The sequence below is a fragment of the Solilutibacter pythonis genome (assembly GCF_003697345.1).
Lineage (GTDB): Bacteria > Pseudomonadota > Gammaproteobacteria > Xanthomonadales > Xanthomonadaceae > Solilutibacter > Solilutibacter pythonis.
On sequence record NZ_RFLY01000006.1, the window covers coordinates 13899 to 30933 of the forward strand.

The following is a 17035-nucleotide window of genomic DNA, read 5'->3' on the forward strand; positions in this document are numbered from 1 at the left end:
CGCGCCTGTTGGGCGGCCCGCTCAGCGCTCGGGATAGAGCGGCGGCAACAGTGGCTTCGCCACCCGGGCCGGGGGCCGCCAACGCGGGCCGCGGGCGAATGCCGCGCGCAGCGCCCTGCGTGCGGATTCGGCATCGCCGTCGGCCCAGCGCGCGCACTCCAGCAGATCGACGGCATGGCGCTGGTCGGCGGCCGCAAGCCGTGCGCGGGCCTCGCCGAGACTGGCGGCGGGCGGCTCGGCCAGCGCCGGCAGGAGGCGCGCCAGCGCCGCCAGATCGCCGGCGGCAAGCGCGGCGCGCCATTCGGCCCTGCCGGCATGCCCGGCCGGTCTTTGCATTTCGGTGGATGACGCGTGCTGGGCCGTGTCCGCCCCCGCCGCACACGCACGGCGGACCAGCTTGCGAATCGGTTCCGGCGCGAGTTCTCTCCACCCCGCCGCCTGCCCGCGCGCGCGGCGGACAAGCCGCCAGGCGGCCAAGGCCAACAATGCCAACGCCAGCGCCACGATGCCGCCCGCGCGCCACGGCCAGCGCATGGCCGGGAGGGGCGAGGTTTTCGCAACATCGTCGTCCCGCCGCGCGGGCGTCGGCGGGGCCGCGCCATTGGCCGTCCCGGCGGCGGGCGATCCGGCCACCCGTACCCGGATCGGTAGCGCGCCGGCATCGCGCGGCGCATCGGCGGCCACGTCCCACCACGGCACCGGCATCATCCGCAGTTCCAGCACACCGGCGGCGGATGGCACCACCGAGAAGCGCCGGGTCATCACCACCCGCGGCCGGCCATCGACGAAGTTCTCGGTCGGCCGGGCCGGCTCGGCGAACACCTGGGCCTCCCCCGTGGCGCGCATCTCCAGCGCCGGAAGCTGCGCGGCGGTGGCACCGTCGGCGCGCAGTTCCACCACCACGTCGAAGGCTTCGCCGGCTTTCGCCTGCGCCGGCGGCGGGGCGACCCGCATCGATACCGAGCGCGCCGGCAGCCACGGCTCGCGCGCCGCCACCGGCATCGGCCTGACCCGCAAGGTGCGCGGCGCGGCGTTGGCCCGGATGGTTTCGCGCCCGTCGCCGAACAGGCCATCGAAAAAGCCGCGTTCGCCCTCTCCCTGGAACCCGGCGCCGGGCAGGCGCAGCACGCCGCTGCGTTCCGGCACCAGCAGGTAGTGCCGTTCCAGCACCCGGTATTCGCGGCCGCCGACCACCCGGACCGTCCGGCTGTCGTGGCCGGCGGACGTCAGGCTGGCGCCCTCGGGGTCGGGCTGCCTGAGCTCGCCATTGAACAGGTCGAGCGCATAGTGCAGGCGCACGGTGACGCCGACCGATTGCTGCACGTAGGGTGCGGAATCGCTGAGCTCGGTCTCGACGAACACTGGGCCGCGGGCGCCGCCATCATCGGCGGGCGGCGGCGAAGACACGGCGGTGGCGGCCGCCACCGTCAGGCGCAGTGGCTGGCTGCGCTGCTGGCCGATGGCGATGGCCGGCAACGGCAGGACACCGACCCGACGTGGCCGCAACTCGATGGCGAAACGCTGGCTGGAGCGGATGCGGCCATTGCTCAAGGAAAACTGACGGCCGCTGTCCATCCGCACCACGACGAAATCACGATTGAGCGGCGCCAGATCGGGCAGGCCACGGGCGATGTCGGTATCGAGGGTGAGCGTGACCGTTTCGTCCAGGGCGATGGCATCGCGCGAGAGCGTGGCGCGAGTATCGGCGAAGGCGGCGCAGGCCAGGCCGAGCGCGAGCGCCGGCACGGCGGCAAGGCGAATGGCGACGCGGCGGAAGCGCGCGCGCATCAGTCGTCCTTCCCGGCGCGCCGGCGCTGGTATTCGATCCAGAATTTCTGCCGGAGCCAGTCGCCGGGCGTATCCGGCACGCGCCGCAGCCAGGCATCGACCGCCTGCCGGCGCTCGCGCTCGGCCTGGCTCTCGGGCGGGGCGGGCGGCGTCCGCGCTGGCGTCTCGCCAGCGGCGGCTTCGGCCAGGGCGCGCCGCATCGCTTCGCGCTGCGCCTGTTCGGCGGCGCGCCGGGCGGCGGCGTCCTCGGCGGGCGCTGGCGGCGGGTTCCGGCCCGGTGCCGACGGCAGCGATGCGGGCGGCTGTCCCTGTCCGCCGCGCTGGCGCTCCCGCTCGTCAGCGCGCGCGGCATCCTTCGGCGAATACCGGGGCTCGCCCTGCTGGCCGTCTTGCCTCGGACGCCCTTGCCCGTCCGGCTCGCCCCGCCGACGATCGTCGTCCCGCGATTCGTCCTTGGATTTCCGGCCCGGCGGGGACTTGCGCGCCAACGCGCGCGCCACCACGGCGCGGTTTTCGCGCGCGTCCGGCAGCGCCGGATCGAGCGCCAGCGCCTGATCGTAGGCGGCGATGGCCTCGCGGTAGCGGCCCGCTTTCGCCAGCGCGTTGCCGAGGTTGTAGCGCGCCGCCGCCCCGGGCACCCGCGCGTAGCTATCGGCGGCGCGCGCGTAATCGCCGGCACGGTAGGCGCGATCGCCTTCGCGCGACAGGCGATAGCGCACCTGATCGGCGCGCCACCACCATCCGCCTTTTTCGCTTGCCGGCGCGGCGGCCTGCGCCCACGCCGGCGGCGCGGGCCATGCGCCGAGCAGCAGCATCGCCAGCACCAGGTTCAACGCCCGGCGACGGAAAGCCCAGAGCGCGAGCAGCATCAGCGGCGGCAGCAGCCAATAGCCTTTGTCCCGCCAGTGGCGTCCGCGCTGGCCGCTGGCGCCAACGCGTTCGCCGGTGCCGGCAGCGGCATCGGTATCGAGCACGTCAAGCACGCGCAGGTCGGTGTCCTCGGCGCTCAGCGTCGTCATTCGCCCGCCGCCGGCCGCCGCCAGCGCGTGCAGCGAAGCCGCCTCCAGCCGCGCCCTCGCCACCCGGCCAACGCCATCGCGCACCTCGGCGCCGCGCGCATTGCCGAGGCCGAGCACGGATACCCTGAAGCCCCGCGCGGCGGCCGTGCCCGCGACTTTGATCGCCGCGTCATCGGCACGGTCGGTGATGAGGAGGATGTCGCCGCCATCGGCTCCGGCCTGGCGCATCAAGCGCTGCGCCAGTTCGATGGCGCGCGCCGGGCGCTGGCCATCGACCGGCATGATCTCGGGCGCCAGGGCATCGACGAACAAGGCAACGTTGGCGGCATCGTCGGTCAACGGCGTGACCACGAAGGCATCCTCGGCGAAGGCGACCAGGGCGATTTGGCCATCGCGGCGCTCGCGCAGCAATTGCTGCAACTTCGCCCGCAATCGCAGCAGGCGCGAGGGCGGCAGGTCGGTGGCCAGCGTGCGGCTGGAAAGATCCACCGCCACCACCAATGCCCGCGCGTTCTGCCATACCGGCTGCGGCAGTTGTCGCCAGGCCGGCCCGGCCATCGCCAGCGCGCCCAGCACAAGGGCGGCAAGCCACGGCCACGGCGATGCCGCGCCCGTCTCACGCGCGCCGCCTTCCAGCACATGCGCACGCAGATGCGGGTCGATGTGCCGCTCCCATACCTCCACGCGGCCGCGCCGGCGACGCCACCACCACCACGCAAGCGGCGGCAGGGCCAGCAGCCACAGCCAATGCGGGCGCAGGAAATGCAGTGGCAGCGCGGGCAGATCGAAGTTCACGCGCGGCGCCTCCGCAGGCGCAGTGCGAAGGCGAGCACCGCCACGCCCCACGCCATGCCCAGCCAACGCCAGTAGTGTTCGATGCGCGGGCGTACCGCCGGCCCTTCGCGCGTGACCGGTTCGAGCCGGTCGATCTCGGCATAGATGCCGGCCAGCGAGCGCGTATCGCCGGCGCGGAAGAAACGGCCCCCCGTGGTCTCGGCGACTTCGCGCAGCACCGCCTCGTCGATGCCGGCCTGCATGCCCGGCACCGGGATGCGCACGCCCAGCATCGAGATGGCCGCCTCTTCCCCGCCAAAGGCGATGGCATGGATGCGCACCCGCTCGGCGCGCGCCAGCTCGGCGGCTTTTCCCGGCGTCAGCGTGCCGGCGGTGTTGTCGCCATCGGTAAGCAGGATCAGCACCCGGTGCTCCGCCGGCTGCGCGCGCAGGCGTTTGACCGCCAGGCCGATGGCATCGCCGATGGCGGTCTCGCGCCCGGCCATGCCGACCATCGCATCGCGCAATTGCCGGCGCACGCTGTCGCGGTCGCGGGTCAGCGGGGTGATCGCGTAGGCGCGCTGGCCGAATACGATCAGGCCGATGCGATCGCTGGCGCGGCGGTCGAGGAAATCCGCCAGCACCGCCTTGGCCGCGGTCAATCGCTCCACCTGCCGGCCGCCCAACTCCATGTCCGGCGCCTCCATGCTGCCGGAGAGATCGACCGCCAGCATCAGGTCGCGGCCGGTCTGCGGCGGCGCTTCCACCGGGCCGAGCGTCTGCGGCCGGGCGGCGGCGATGCACAGCAGCGCCCAGGCGATGAAAGCGACGAAATCGAACCCGCGCCCGCGCATCGAACGCGCCACGGCCGGCACCGCGTGAACGCGGGTCTCCGCCTGCGGCAATTTCAGCGCCGCCGCCGTTGCCGCGCGCGCCGGCGGCAGCCACCACCAGGCCAACAACGGCAGCGGCAGTGCGGCCAGCATCCACGGCCAGGCGAAATCCGCAACCAGCGCCTGCCACCATGCGCTCACGGCGAGACACCCATCCAGCGCAGGAAGCGCAGACGGGCGGTCTGGCGCAAAGCGGCCAGATGCGCCGGGTCGATCGCGCGGCGATAACCGCCTTCCAGCAACAGACGCGCATTTTCGCCATCGAAGCGCGAACCCACCGGCATGCCTTCGTCGAGCAGGGCCAGCCAGGCCTCGCCTTCCAGCACGTCGGCGTCCTCGCGGTGGCGACGCGCGGCGCGGCGCAGCAGTGACGAAATCGCCGCCACTTGCGCCGGCCCTTCCCCGGCTTCCGTCACCGTTCGATCGAACAGGGTTTCGATGGCCACCCGCCGCCGGCGCCGGCGGCGTCGCCAGTAGACGAACGCGGCGCCGGCGGCCACCGCCACGGCCAGCACGACCCACCAGCCGGGCGCCGGCGGCCACCACGCGGGCGCGAGGGCGCGATGGATGTCGCGCAGCACGATGTCCGGCGCGGCGACGCGCATCAGGCCACCTCGCGGCGACGCGGCGGCGGCAGCCAGGCGGTGCTGTCGGCCCCGCTCGAAAGCTCGATGACACGGATGCCCCGCGCTTCGAGCACTTTCCGCGCCTCGGCCAGCGGCGCGGAAAAATCCTTCGCCCACTGCCGGCGCTGGGCCGTGCCCTGCAAATCCAGTTCGATGCGCCCATGTCCCAGCGCGAACGGCAGCCGTGTCCTGGGCGGGGCCTGTTCCAGCGGGTCGGTCAACAGGAGAACGATGACCTCGCCGTGGCGCGCCAGTGCGGCCCAGCGCGCGGCCGCGACCGTCAGCACGCTGGCCGACTCGGCCAGCGCCACGAGGCGCGCGCCGGGACGCAGCACGCGCTGCGCGTGATCGAGCGCGACGGCGAGCCCGGCGTCCTCCAGCGGCGGCGCGGCATACCAGCGGCGCAGCGCCTCCAGCACGCGCAGCACGGCCCGCACGCCACCGGCCGGCGAAATCGGCGCTTCGCGGATCGAGCCGCGCAGCGCCGCGATACGGTCGCCGTCGGCTTGCGCCGCCCAGGCCGCAACCGCGCCGGCGCGGGCGGCCTGTACGGATTTGAAGCGCACCCGGCTGCCGAAGTACAACGCGGGCGCGGTATCGGCCACGATCAGCGTCAATCGGTCGCGCTCGGCCTGGAACAATTTGGTGTGGGCGCGGCCGCTGCGCGCGCTCAGGCGCCAATCGATGTGGCGAGCGTCGTCGCCGGCCACATATTCGCGCGACTCGGCGTATTCCATCCCACGGCCACGCAACGGCGAGCGCGCGATGCCGCTGACGCCGTGATGGCCACGCCGCGCCGGCGACCGTCTTTGCACCGAATTGCGCAAGGCGATCAATGCCGGCAGCGTGGGAGCGATGGCGTCCTCCGGGATCATCGCGCTCAGGGATGCGGCACCCGCGCCAGCACCGCCTGCACCAGCCGTTCGCCATCCCAGCCCTCCGCGCTGGCCTCGAAGCTGGGCAGCACGCGGTGGCGCAACACGTCGGGGGCGACAGCGCGGATGTCCTCGGGCGTGACGAAATCGCGCCCGGCCAGCCAGGCGCGGGCCCGGGCGCAGCGTTCCAGGGCGATCGAACCGCGCGGGCTGGCGCCCCAGGCGATCCGCCGCGCCAAGGACGGGTCGTAGCGCCCGGCATCGCGCGTCGCCAGCACGATTTCCACCAGATAGCGCTCCAGCGCCGGCGCCATGTGCAGGCCGAGCACGGCGCGGCGCGCGGCCAGCACTTCGTCCTGGCCGATGCGCACATGCTCGACAGGCGCGCGCCCTTCGTTGCCGGCCAGCGCCTGGGTGCGGTTCAGCCGCAGGATTTCGGCTTCGCTCTCGGCATCGGGATAGCCGATCCGCACATACATCAGGAAGCGGTCGAGTTGGGCCTCGGGCAGCGGGAAAGTACCTTCCTGCTCGATCGGGTTCTGCGTCGCCATCACCAGGAACAAACGGGGCAGCGCGTAGGTATGGCGGCCAACCGTCACCTGGCGCTCGGCCATCGCCTCCAGCAACGCCGACTGCACCTTGGCCGGCGCCCGGTTGATCTCGTCGGCCAGTAGCAGCGAATGGAAAATCGGCCCGGGCTGGAACTCGAAACGCGACTCCTCTGCGCGCCAGACCTCGGTGCCGGTGAGATCGGCCGGCAACAGGTCGGGCGTGAACTGGACCCGGGCGAATTCCGCTTCGATGCGCGCCGCCAACGCGCGAATCGCGGTGGTCTTGGCAAGCCCCGGCGCGCCCTCCACCAGCAGGTGCCCATCGGCGAGCAAGGCGACCAGCAGCCGCTCGACCAACAGCGATTGCCCGACGATCTCCCGACACAACGCCTCTTGCAGCGACTTGAAGGCGGCGTGCGGGGCATCGCTGACGGGAACGGGCGGCGGCGTGGCGGTATCCATCGGCTGAAACGGCGGCGGCGGGAGCGACAGTTTGACCGTTTTCCCCCGCATCGGTTCAACTCGCGAGGCGGCATTCAGCCTCGATCCCGGCGCAAACGAAACGAGGCCCGCAGGCCCCGTCCGTTTCCAGTCGACAAGCGAGGGTCAGTGCATCTGCTGCTGGACCCTGAGGATCTTCGGGGTGACGAAGATCAGCAACTCGGCTTTCTCGTTTCCGAAACTCTTGTTCTTGAACAGATTGCCGAGCACCGGCAGGTCGCCGAGGAAGGGCACCTTGCGTATCGAATCGGTGTCCTTGAATTCGTATACGCCGCCGACGACCACCGTCTGGCCGTTCTCGATCAACGCCGCCGTGTTGATCTGCCGTTTGGCGATCACCGGCACCCGGCCGATGCTGCTGTTGAGGTAACTGTCCACCTCGTTCTTGGTAACGAACATGTTGAGGAAGACCCGGTCGTCGTTGGTGATGGTCGGCGTGACCTTCAGTTCCAGCAGCACGTCCTTGAACTGCACCGTCGGCATGGCCACACCGCCGGCGGAAGCAGTCGTGGTGACGTAGCCGATTTCCTTACCCTGCTGAATCACCGCCTCGCGCTGGTTGGTGGTGAGGATACGCGGGTTGGAGAGTACTTCACCGCGCTGCTGCTGCTGCATGGCGGTCAGCTCGAGGTCCAACGAGAAATTGGCCCCCAGCAGCGTATAGGCGATGCCCGCCGCGCTGCCGGTGGAAGGGCTGGCCGGCAAATCGACATTGAGCCCGCCGGGCAGACGCGAGGTGGATCCCGAACCCGGCAGCTTGCCGCCGATACCCGCTTGGTTGGTGCCCTTTCTGCTCCCGCTGACGCCAAAACGCGCGCCAAGGTCACGAGCGAACGATTCGGTGGCGATCACGATCCTCGCCTCGATCACCACCTGATCCACCGGGCGGTCGATCTCGTTGATCAGCCGGCGCATCGCCTCGACCTTCTTGGGGATGTCGCTGATCATCAAGGTATTGGTGCGCTGGTCGGCGACCAGGCGCCCGCGCGGCGACAGGAAGCTGCCTTCCTGATTGCTGCCGCCCGAGCCGCCACCCGGCTGAGACGAACCACCGCCAATGCCCTTAGCCTCGGTCAGCGCTTTGTAGATCGCTTCGGCGCTGTGGTAGTTGATACGGATGAATTCGGTGGTCAGATCCTGGCGGTTTTCCAGGGCGATGCGAGCATCTTCCTTGTCCTGCTCGTACTTGGATATCTCCGACTGCGGCGCCACCCAGATCACGTTGCCCTGGCGGCGCTTGTCCAGCCCCTTGGCCTGTAGGATCAGGTCGAGCGCCTGATCCCACGGCACGTTGACCAGACGCAGCGTGATATTGCCGGCGACCGTGTCCGAAGCCACGATGTTCAACCCCGATTCCTCGGCGATGAGCTGCAACACCGGGCGCACCGGGATGTCCTGGAAATTGAAGTTGACCGGCTTGCCGCGATAGACCCGGGCATCGCTCTTGGCCGCCGCGCTCTGCGCCGCGCTGGCGATGGTCGAAGCCAGAGCGCCCTGCGCCACCTGCTCCGTGCGCGGCAGGATTTCGACGATGTACTCGCGGCCACGCTGGTAGGCCATCGATTCGAAGGCGCCGCTGGTGTCGAGCACGATCCGGCGACCGCCGGACTCGATCCGCCGCACCGGGGTGGCGAAGTCGGTCACGTCGAGGTTCTTGGCGAGCGCGGCCGGCAACTGCGCCTGGCCAAGATCGACCACCACCTGCGAACCTTGGTTGCGCAGGTCGGGCGCGGCGCCCTCGCCGCTGAAACTCACCACCAGACGGCCGGCGCCATCGGTGCCGCGACGGAAATCGATGTTGCTGACCGCCGGTGCGGCGGCTGGGGCAGGCATCGTCGTCGCCACCGTCTGCGGGGCGGGCAGCGGCGCGGTGACGGGCTGGCCGGCACTGGCCGAGGCGGCAAACATCCCGCAGGTCAGGCCCGCGAGAACCGTCCGCAACGGACGGGAGATCGTATAGGACGGCATGTTCTTACCTTTCATTATTGATTCTCCAGCGTGATCGTGGCCGGACGTTCCAGCCAGCCGCCAGCGCCATCGGACACCAGTTCGATCAGTTCGATACGGTCTTCGTACACCGCCACCACCCGGCCATCGCTCTGGCCGAGATAGTTGCCCGGCGAGACCCGGTAAGTGACCTTGTCCGGCCCCATCACCAGCCCCACGACGCCCCGACCGCGGCCAAGGGTGCCGACCATGTCGAGCGAGTCGAGCGGAAACGCCTCAAGCGGCTGGCGGCGGCGGTCGGAATCCGGGCGCGTGCCGCCCACGTTCTGCACCACCGCTTCGGGGTCGAACGGGTCGCGGATGCCGCTGCCGTCGAACTGGAAAGTCTCGAACGGCTTGATCACCGGAATCGGCTCCAGCGGCGGCGCCGGCCGGGCGCGTACCTGGGCAACCCATTCGACCAGATTGGGGGCGTCACCGGGGCTATCTGTAATGTCTCGCCCACACCCCGCGGAAAGCAGCACGACGCAGCCGAGGCCCAGGAAGGATATCGGTCGAGTCCTCATTTTTTCCCGGCCTCCTCTTTCTTCGCCGCCTCGGCGGCATCCAGCGCCTGCTTGTCTTCGGGGTCGTTCTCGTCCAGGTAGCGGTAGGTCTTGACCGTCCCCTCCAACGCCAGCGCGCCGTTCTTCTCCTTCGGCGTCAGGGTGATGTTGTGCATGGTCATGATCACCACGCGCGGCAACGAGGCGACGCCGCTCATGAAGGCGCCGAACTGGTGGTAATTACCCACCAGACGCAACTGGATCGGCTTCTCGGCATAGAACTCGCGGGCGATTTCCTGCTGCGGCTGAAACAGCTCGTTGCGGATACCCGATGCCAGCGCGGTCTGCGAGATATCGACGATGATGTCCGGCATCTCGGTCTTGCTCGGCAGTTGCCGCAGCATCTGTTGCAGTTCCTGCTCCATCTGCTCCATCTGTTGCTTGAGCGGCTCCAGGTTGGCGGCTTGCCCCTGTTTCTCCTCGAAGGTCGAACGCAAGGTGGCTTCCTGAGCCGCCAACCCTTCGAGCTCTTCCTTCTTGCCGCTGAACAACAGCAGGTAGGCCAGCAACAGGATGATCAGCGCGGCAAGCCCGCAGAACACCCACTGCATGTTGCGCGGCCAACTGCCGATGTTGTTGAGATTGAGATTCTGCTTGCTCATTTCGCCTCCGTTTCGACACTGGCCGGCCGCTCGGGCTTGGGCGATTCGGCGGGTGCGGCCGCTGCTGGCGCGGCATCGGTCGCGGCGGGCGCCGGGGTGATCGGCGCCACCGCGGCCGGCGGGCCGGCGGGCGCATCGGCCGGTGCCGGCACCGGTACCGGATCGGGTGTCGGCGGCGCATTCGGATCACGCGGCTCGCTTGGGTTGGACAGCGTCACCCGCATGGTGAAGACATAAGGCAGTTGCGAGACCGCGCCGCCCTCCTTCGCCTGGCTGGCCTCGATCACGTTGACATCCGGATTCTTCATCCAGCCCGCTCCCTCAAGGTTGCGCATGTAGGTGGCCACCCGCGCATTCGACTGCGCGCGCCCCTCCAGCGTCATTTGCTCGCCCTCCTGCTTCAGGGCGGTCAGCATCAGCCCCTCGGGCACGGTGCGCATCAATGCGTCGAACAAGTGCACCATCTGGAAGCGGTTGCCTTGCAGTTCCTCGATCACCTGCTTGCGATTGAGCAGCGCTTCCTTCTTCTGCTTGAGGGCCTCGATGTCCTTGATCTGCTCATCGACCTTCTTGATCTCAGCCTCAAGGAAAGCATTGCGATCATGCTGGCCGGCAATCTGGCCGTTGAACCAGAACCAGACCAGCAGCGACGCCAGGACGGCGGCCAGCACCGAGCCGCCGATCATCATGTAGAACGTCTGCTCACGCTGCTTGCGGCGCTCTTCGCGCCACGGCAATAGATTGATCTTCAGCATCAGTCGAAGCTCCTCAGCGCGAGGCCGCAGGCAATCATCAGGGCCGGGGCGTCCTGGGCCAGCGCCTGCGCCTGCACGCGCGGCCCAAGCGTCATCTGCGCCAGCGGATTGGCCAGCAAGGTGGAAACGCCCAGTTGCTCCTCGACCTGCTGGGCGATACCGGGAATGGAGGCGCAACCGCCCGAGAGCACGATCTGGTCGACGCGGTTGTATTCGCTGCTGGCGTAGTAGAACTGCAACAGGCGGCTCACCTGCTGGGCCAGCGTCTCGCGGAACGGCTCCAGGACCTCGGCCTCGTAGCTTTCGGGCAGACCGCCCAGCCGCTTGGCGCGACCGGCTTCTTCCCAGGTCAGGCCGTAGCGGCGCATGATCTCCTCGGTCAGCTGCCGGCCGCCGAACACCTGCTCGCGGGCGTACAGGCTGCGCCCATCGCGCAGGATGCTGAGGGTGGTCATCGAAGCGCCGATGTCCACCAGCGCCACCAGGCCACCGGCCGGCAGGTTCATCGCTGGGCGCATCAGTGCGAAGGCGTTTTCGATCGCGAATGCCTCGACGTCCATCACCTTGGCCTTCAGCCCGGCGATTTCCAGTACCGACTGGCGGGTCTCCACGTCTTCCGAGCGCGCCGCGACCAGCAGCACCTGCTGCATGTCCGGCGTTCCCGGCAACGGGCCGACCGGCTGGAAATCGATGCTCACTTCCTCGATCGGGTAAGGGATGTAATTGGCGGCCTCCAGCTCGACCTGGGCCTCCAGCTCTTCCTCGCTGAGGTCGCCCGGCATCGGGATCAGCTTGGTGATGACCGAGGAGCCGGCCACCGCCGCCGCCGCGAACTTGACCTTGCTGCCGGAACGGGCGAACGCGCGGCGGATGGCCTCGGCCACCTGCTCCAGCTCGACCACGTTCTTCTCGACCACCGCATTGGGGGGCAAGGGCTCCACGGCATAGTGCTCAACACGGTAACGCTCTCCGACGCGCGCGAGCTGGAGCAGCTTCACCGCGGTCGAACTGATATCGACGCCTACCAGCGCCGTTTGTGTATTTCTGACGAATCTCACGCAGCCTTCCTCCCCATGAACACGGCCGGGACGGCCATGCTCAATCGACATTCATAACGGAATCTTTACACCGACGCAATACCCTGCACCAAAACAATCAATCGGTTCTGGCCGTTTTCTCGAACCAATCGGAACTTCACGGCCAGCCCTGATCCCCCCTACCGCGCACTATACTTCACCGTCTGCCTGATCGGTTCGAGGATTCCTCGTTTCATGTCCTTTTTTCGCCGTTTGCTGCGCTGGACCCTGGTCGGGGTCGTGGTTCTTGGCCTGTTGGGCGCGGCCGTGGGCGCCACGATCCATGCCAGGATTTCATCCGGCCTGCCCGATGTCCAGACGCTGCGCAGCACCGAATTGCAGGAGCCTTTGCAGGTGTACGCGAAGGATGGCCGCCTGATCGCCCTCTTCGGCGAGGGCCGCCGCTACCCGATCGACATCGAGAGCGTGCCGAAGCCGGTCAAGGACGCCTTCCTCGCCGCCGAGGACGCTGATTTCTACAAGCACGAAGGCATCGATTTCAAGGGCATCGCCCGCGCGGTCTGGCTCATGGCGACCACCAGCGACCGCCGCATCCCCGGCGGCTCGACCATCACCATGCAGGTCGCCAAGATGTTCTACCAGGAGGGCCAGAAGCGCGACTACGACGCCAAGCTCGCGCAGATGCTGCTGGCGCGAAAGATCGAGCAGGAGATGTCGAAGGACGAGATCTTCGAGCTTTACCTCAACAAGAGCTTCTTCGGCCACCGCTCCTACGGCATCGCCGCGGCGGCCGAGTACTACTACGGCAAGACCCTCGACCAACTGACGCTGGGCGAAATCGCCACCCTGGTGGCGACGCCCAAGTTCCCCTCCAGCGCCAATCCGCTGACCAACCCGGCGCGCAACCGCGAGCGCCGCAACGACTACATCCTCCCGCGCATGGTGCAACTGGGGATGATCGGCCAGGCCGAGGCCGATGCCGCGGCGGCCGAGCCGATGCACGCCGCGCCGCACGAGCGCCCGGTCGAGGTATACGCCCCCTACGTGGCCGAGATGGTACGGCAGGAGATGATCGCCCGTTACGGCGAGGCCGCCCTGACCCGCGGCTACCACGTCACCACCACCATCGATCCCGCCCTGCAAGCCGCCGCCGACGGCGCGGTCATCGCCGGTCTACGCATCTACGACCGTCGCCACGGTTTCAACAAGGTCGAACGGCGCTTCGACCTGGCGCCAGGCGAAACCGATGCGGCCATCGCCGCGCGCCTCGCCGCTATCCCGCCGCAGGCCGGCAGCGTCCCGGCGGTCGTGGTCGAAACCGGCGGCGACGGTAGCGCGACCGTGATCGACCGCGAGGGCCAGCGCATCGTCCTGCCCGCCGCCGCCGGCCGGCCCTGGCCGGGCAAGTCGCCGTCACAGCTCTACAAGCGCGGCGATCTCGCCCGCATCCGCAAGCCGGGAAAAGACGGCGAGTGGAAGGTCGACCAGTTGCCGCGCGCCCAGGCCACCCTGGTCTCGCTCGACCCCGACAACGGCGCACTGGTGGCGCTGGTCGGCGGCTACAGCTTCGCCGGCAACAAGTTCAACCGCGCCACCCAGGCCAGGCGCCAGCCCGGTTCCAGCTTCAAACCCTTCATTTACGCCGCCTCGCTCGAACGTGGCTTCAACCCCGCCTCGATCGTGCAGGACGCGCCGGTTGTCTTTCGCCAGGGCAACGGCAAGGTCTGGCGGCCGCAGAACGACGGCGGCCGCTTCGCCGGCCCGGTACGCCTGCGCGAGGCCCTGGTGTGGTCGCGCAATTTGGTGTCGGTGCGTCTGCTCGACGCGATCGGCGTCGATTACGCCCGCCGCTACATCAGTCACTTCGGTTTCGATGAAAAGGAAATGCCGCCAAACCTGTCGATGTCGCTTGGCACCGCCTCGCTCACGCCACTGTCGGTCGCGCGCGGCTATGCGGTATTCGCCAACGGCGGCTCGCGGGTCAACACCTGGTTCATCGACGAGGTGAAGGACCGCGACGGCAAGATCGTCTTCAAGGAGAACCCGCCGACCGCCTGCCGTGGCTGCGGCGGCCACGCCGCCGGGAGCGGTGACGGCAACACGCCGGCCAGGCCGGAAGTGGTCGATGGCTTCAACTTCGGCGCCGCCGCGCCGGCCAAACCAGCCGCCGTCGCCAGCCAGGCCGCCAAACCGACCGCGTTGCCGGAAGGCGGCGTGATCGCCCCGCGCGCGATCGACGCGCGCGTGGCCTATCAGATCCAGTCGATGATGGCCGACGTGGTCAAGCGCGGCACCGCCACCGCCGCGCGCGTGCTCAAGCGCGAGGACATCGGCGGCAAGACCGGCTCCACCAACGACCACCGCGACGCCTGGTTCACCGGCTACGGCGGCCCCTACGTCACCGTGGTCTGGGTTGGCCGCGACGACTTCAAATCACTGGGCTACCGCGAATACGGCGGCAAGGCCGCGCTGCCGATCTGGATCAGCTATATGAAGGCGGCATTGGAAGGCCAGCCGGTGCGCCCGCTGGCGCCGCCGGAGGGCATGGTCAAGGTCAGCGTCAGCGCCGGCGGCCAGTTGATCCCGGGCGGCGCCGGCGGGATCGTCGAATGGATCAAGGCCGAGGATCTGGAGAAATTGGAAACGCAAGTCGATCACGACGCGCCCGACGACAGCCTGGCCGAACCGGCCGAAGACACCTACGACATCTTCTGACCCGCACTGCGCGCCCGCCCCGAGGCGACAGGCCGGACGCGCGCCGCGCCACCTTCATCCGAAATTCGCACCGATGAGCTAAAGTCCCCCGCGACTCAATGGGGGACGATGGCCATGCACCGCGCGCGCCAACACGCCGAGACCCGCACCCGCGAACGCCGCCGCCGGCTGGCCCACGAAGCCGCCCGGCTCATGGCCGAAAGCGGCATCCGCGACTTCCGCCAGGCCAAACGCAAGGCCGCCCTGCGGCTGGGCATCCTCGAAGACGCTTCGCTGCCGCGCAACCGCGAGATCGAGGAAGCGCTGCGCGAATACCGCCGCCTGTTCGGCGATGCCGCCACTCAGGCCGATCGCCTGCGACAACGACGCCTGGCCGCCCTGCGCGCGATGGCGTTCTTCGCCCGGTTCCACCCGCGCTTGGTCGGCGCCGCGCTCGATGGCGGCGGCGACGCCCATTCGCCTGTCTCGCTGCATCTGCACGCCGACGATCCGCAGCAGGTCGCCGCCCTCCTGCTGGAATCCGGCATCCCGGCGGAATCGCGGATGCGCCGTATCCGGCTCGACCGCGATAGAAGCCTCGATGTCGACGTCTGGCTGTTCTCCGCCGACGAGGAGAGCTTCGACCTCAGCGTGCTGCCGATGCGCGCACTGCGCCAGGCGCCGCTCTCGGCAGTGGACGAGAAACCGATGGCGCGCGCCTCCAATACGCAGTTGCGGAGGCTGCTGGCCGAAAACGAGTGCCGCGAATACGAAAACGCCCTGCCACCGATCCCGCCGCCACCCCGGCGCTGAACCGCATCCGCCCCGGCACTGAACCGCATCCACCCCGACGCTGAGCCGCATCCACCCGACGCTGAGCCGCATCCACCCGGCGCTGAACCGCATCCGCCCCGACGCTGAGCCGCATCCACCCCGACGCTGAGCCGCATCCACCCCGGCGCTGAGCCACACCCGCCCCGCAAAAACGAAACGCCCCGCATCGCTGCGGGGCGTTCGATGTCGCAGGGGCGCCGGAATCAGCGCTTGTCCATCGCCACGTAATCGCGGCCGGCGCTGCCGGTATAGACCTGACGCGGGCGACCGATCTTGTTTTCCGGGTCGTTCTGCTGCTCCAGCCAGTGGCTGATCCAGCCTGCGGTGCGGGCCATGGCGAACATCACGGTGAACATCTCGGTCGGGATCTTCAGCGCCTTGTAGATGATGCCGCTGTAGAAATCGACGTTCGGATAGAGCTTGCGCTGGACGAAGTAATCGTCCTTCAGCGCGGCTTCCTCCAGCTTCATCGCCACGTCCAGCAGCGGGTCGTCGATGCCGAGATCGTTCAGCACCTTGTAGGTCATCTCGCGAATGATCTTCGCGCGCGGGTCGAAGTTCTTGTAGACGCGGTGGCCAAAGCCCATCAGGCGGAAGCCGGACGTCTTGTCCTTGGCCTTGTCGACCGCCGACTGCACGTTGGCCGGGCTGCCGATTTCCTCCAGCATCTTCAACACCGCCTCGTTGGCGCCGCCGTGCGCCGGGCCCCACAGCGCGGCCACGCTGGCGGCGGTGCAGGCATACGGGTTGGCGCCGGTGGAACCGACCAAGCGCATGGTCGAAGTGGAGGCGTTCTGCTCGTGATCGGCGTGCAGGATGAACAGCAGGTCTAGCGCCTTGGCCGCCACCGGCGAAATCCGAAGTGGCTCGCTCGGCACCTCGAACATCATGTGCAGGAAGCGGTTGACGTATTCCAGGTCGTTGCGCGGATAGGCGCTTGGCCAGCCGATGCGGTGGCGATAGCACAGCGCGGCGATGGTCGGTACCTTGGCGAGCAGGCGGATCGCGGCTAGCCGGCGCTGTTCCGGGTCTTCGTAGTCGTGATCGTTGTGGTAGAAGCTGGCCATCGAACCCAGCATGCCCATCAGCATCGCCATCGGATGGGCGTCGTAACGGAAGCCTTCCACGAACTGCTTGAACTTCTCGTTCAGCATGGTGTGCTCAGTGACTTCACGCTCGAAACGGGCGAATTCATCCTGCTTCGGCAAGTCGCCGTTCATCAGCAGGTAGGCCACTTCCAGGAAGCTGGATTTTTCGGCCAGTTGTTCGATCGGGTAGCCGCGGTACATCAGCACGCCCTGGTCGCCGTCGATGTAGGTGATCGCCGACTTGCAACTGGCGGTGGCGGTGAAGCCGTTATCGTAGGTGAAGCAGCCGGTCGTCGATGGCAGCTTGGCGATGTCGATGCACGGCTGGCCGAGCGTCGGCTCAAGCACCGGCATGGTGAGGCGCTTGTCGCCGGCGCTCAGGCCGGCTTCTTTGAGATTGGACATGGGGAAATTCCTCGTTTGGCGGCCAACGACGCAGCGAAGGG

14 protein-coding genes are annotated in these 17035 nt (G+C 68.8%); 2 read left to right on the forward strand and 12 right to left on the reverse strand.

Going from position 1 to position 17035, the window contains the following annotated elements:
* Positions 1-21: 21 nt before the first annotated feature.
* From EBB59_RS05155 to EBB59_RS05205, 11 genes are all read right to left on the reverse strand, one after another.
* Positions 22-1788 (reverse strand): BatD family protein, encoded by a 1767-nt coding sequence (locus EBB59_RS05155; RefSeq protein WP_122101087.1) that lies wholly within the window; start codon positions 1786-1788, stop codon positions 22-24.
* Complete coding sequence (locus EBB59_RS05160; RefSeq protein WP_122101088.1) at positions 1788-3602, reverse strand: VWA domain-containing protein; 1815 nt, start codon at positions 3600-3602, stop codon at positions 1788-1790. The genes EBB59_RS05155 and EBB59_RS05160 overlap by 1 nt, the downstream gene beginning before the upstream one ends.
* The gene (locus EBB59_RS05165; RefSeq protein ID WP_122101230.1) at positions 3599-4567 is read right to left on the reverse strand and encodes a vWA domain-containing protein; all 969 of its coding nucleotides are present in this window, start codon (positions 4565-4567) and stop codon (positions 3599-3601) included. Before EBB59_RS05165 ends, EBB59_RS05160 begins: the two co-directional genes overlap by 4 nt.
* A gap of 44 nt (positions 4568-4611) precedes the next feature.
* Positions 4612-5079 carry a DUF4381 family protein gene (locus EBB59_RS05170; protein WP_122101089.1) on the reverse strand — a complete coding sequence of 156 codons (468 nt, stop codon included), beginning with the start codon at positions 5077-5079 and terminating at the stop codon, positions 4612-4614.
* Complete coding sequence (locus tag EBB59_RS05175; protein ID WP_122101090.1) at positions 5079-5975, reverse strand: DUF58 domain-containing protein; 897 nt, start codon at positions 5973-5975, stop codon at positions 5079-5081. Before EBB59_RS05175 ends, EBB59_RS05170 begins: the two co-directional genes overlap by 1 nt.
* 5 nt (positions 5976-5980) lie before the next feature.
* A complete protein-coding gene (locus EBB59_RS05180) occupies positions 5981-6988 on the reverse strand; it encodes an AAA family ATPase (RefSeq protein WP_122101231.1) in 1008 nt (335 codons plus the stop codon).
* A gap of 144 nt (positions 6989-7132) precedes the next feature.
* Positions 7133-9010: a type IV pilus secretin PilQ gene (locus tag EBB59_RS05185; RefSeq protein WP_425451796.1), complete on the reverse strand. Its 1878-nt coding sequence runs from the start codon at positions 9008-9010 to the stop codon at positions 7133-7135.
* Positions 9010-9540, reverse strand: coding sequence for a pilus assembly protein PilP (locus EBB59_RS05190; protein WP_122101091.1), 531 nt, complete (start codon positions 9538-9540; stop codon positions 9010-9012). The genes EBB59_RS05185 and EBB59_RS05190 overlap by 1 nt, the downstream gene beginning before the upstream one ends.
* Complete coding sequence (locus EBB59_RS05195) at positions 9537-10181, reverse strand: type IV pilus inner membrane component PilO (protein WP_122101092.1); 645 nt, start codon at positions 10179-10181, stop codon at positions 9537-9539. The genes EBB59_RS05190 and EBB59_RS05195 overlap by 4 nt, the downstream gene beginning before the upstream one ends.
* Positions 10178-10936: a PilN domain-containing protein gene (locus EBB59_RS05200; RefSeq protein ID WP_122101093.1), complete on the reverse strand. Its 759-nt coding sequence runs from the start codon at positions 10934-10936 to the stop codon at positions 10178-10180. The genes EBB59_RS05195 and EBB59_RS05200 overlap by 4 nt, the downstream gene beginning before the upstream one ends.
* A complete protein-coding gene (locus EBB59_RS05205; RefSeq protein ID WP_245979075.1) occupies positions 10936-11994 on the reverse strand; it encodes a pilus assembly protein PilM in 1059 nt (352 codons plus the stop codon). Before EBB59_RS05205 ends, EBB59_RS05200 begins: the two co-directional genes overlap by 1 nt.
* Positions 11995-12207: 213 nt before the next feature.
* Between EBB59_RS05205 and EBB59_RS05210 the strand changes: the two genes are divergently transcribed.
* Positions 12208-14688, forward strand: a complete 2481-nt coding sequence (locus tag EBB59_RS05210; protein ID WP_122101095.1) for a penicillin-binding protein 1A — start codon at positions 12208-12210, stop codon at positions 14686-14688.
* A 114-nt stretch (positions 14689-14802) separates the two neighbouring features.
* Positions 14803-15480 carry a hypothetical protein gene (locus tag EBB59_RS05215; protein WP_122101233.1) on the forward strand — a complete coding sequence of 226 codons (678 nt, stop codon included), beginning with the start codon at positions 14803-14805 and terminating at the stop codon, positions 15478-15480.
* A 224-nt stretch (positions 15481-15704) separates the two neighbouring features.
* Here the strand turns inward: EBB59_RS05215 and EBB59_RS05220 are convergent, their stop codons facing one another.
* Positions 15705-16994 (reverse strand): citrate synthase, encoded by a 1290-nt coding sequence (locus EBB59_RS05220; protein WP_122101096.1) that lies wholly within the window; start codon positions 16992-16994, stop codon positions 15705-15707.
* Positions 16995-17035 lie beyond the last annotated feature (41 nt).

Coding starts and splice junctions, on each gene's coding strand:
- EBB59_RS05155 (WP_122101087.1), bottom strand. CDS start 1,788: ATGCGCGCGCGCTTCCGCCGCGTCGCCATTCGCCTTGCCGCCGTGCCG.
- EBB59_RS05165 (WP_122101230.1), bottom strand. CDS start 4,567: ATGCTGGCCGCACTGCCGCTGCCGTTGTTGGCCTGGTGGTGGCTGCCG.
- EBB59_RS05170 (WP_122101089.1), bottom strand. CDS start 5,079: ATGCGCGTCGCCGCGCCGGACATCGTGCTGCGCGACATCCATCGCGCC.
- EBB59_RS05175 (WP_122101090.1), bottom strand. CDS start 5,975: ATGATCCCGGAGGACGCCATCGCTCCCACGCTGCCGGCATTGATCGCC.
- EBB59_RS05180 (WP_122101231.1), bottom strand. CDS start 6,988: ATGGATACCGCCACGCCGCCGCCCGTTCCCGTCAGCGATGCCCCGCAC.
- EBB59_RS05185 (WP_425451796.1), bottom strand. CDS start 9,010: ATGAAAGGTAAGAACATGCCGTCCTATACGATCTCCCGTCCGTTGCGG.
- EBB59_RS05190 (WP_122101091.1), bottom strand. CDS start 9,540: ATGAGGACTCGACCGATATCCTTCCTGGGCCTCGGCTGCGTCGTGCTG.
- EBB59_RS05195 (WP_122101092.1), bottom strand. CDS start 10,181: ATGAGCAAGCAGAATCTCAATCTCAACAACATCGGCAGTTGGCCGCGC.
- EBB59_RS05200 (WP_122101093.1), bottom strand. CDS start 10,936: ATGCTGAAGATCAATCTATTGCCGTGGCGCGAAGAGCGCCGCAAGCAG.
- EBB59_RS05210 (WP_122101095.1), top strand. CDS start 12,208: ATGTCCTTTTTTCGCCGTTTGCTGCGCTGGACCCTGGTCGGGGTCGTG.
- EBB59_RS05215 (WP_122101233.1), top strand. CDS start 14,803: ATGCACCGCGCGCGCCAACACGCCGAGACCCGCACCCGCGAACGCCGC.
- EBB59_RS05220 (WP_122101096.1), bottom strand. CDS start 16,994: ATGTCCAATCTCAAAGAAGCCGGCCTGAGCGCCGGCGACAAGCGCCTC.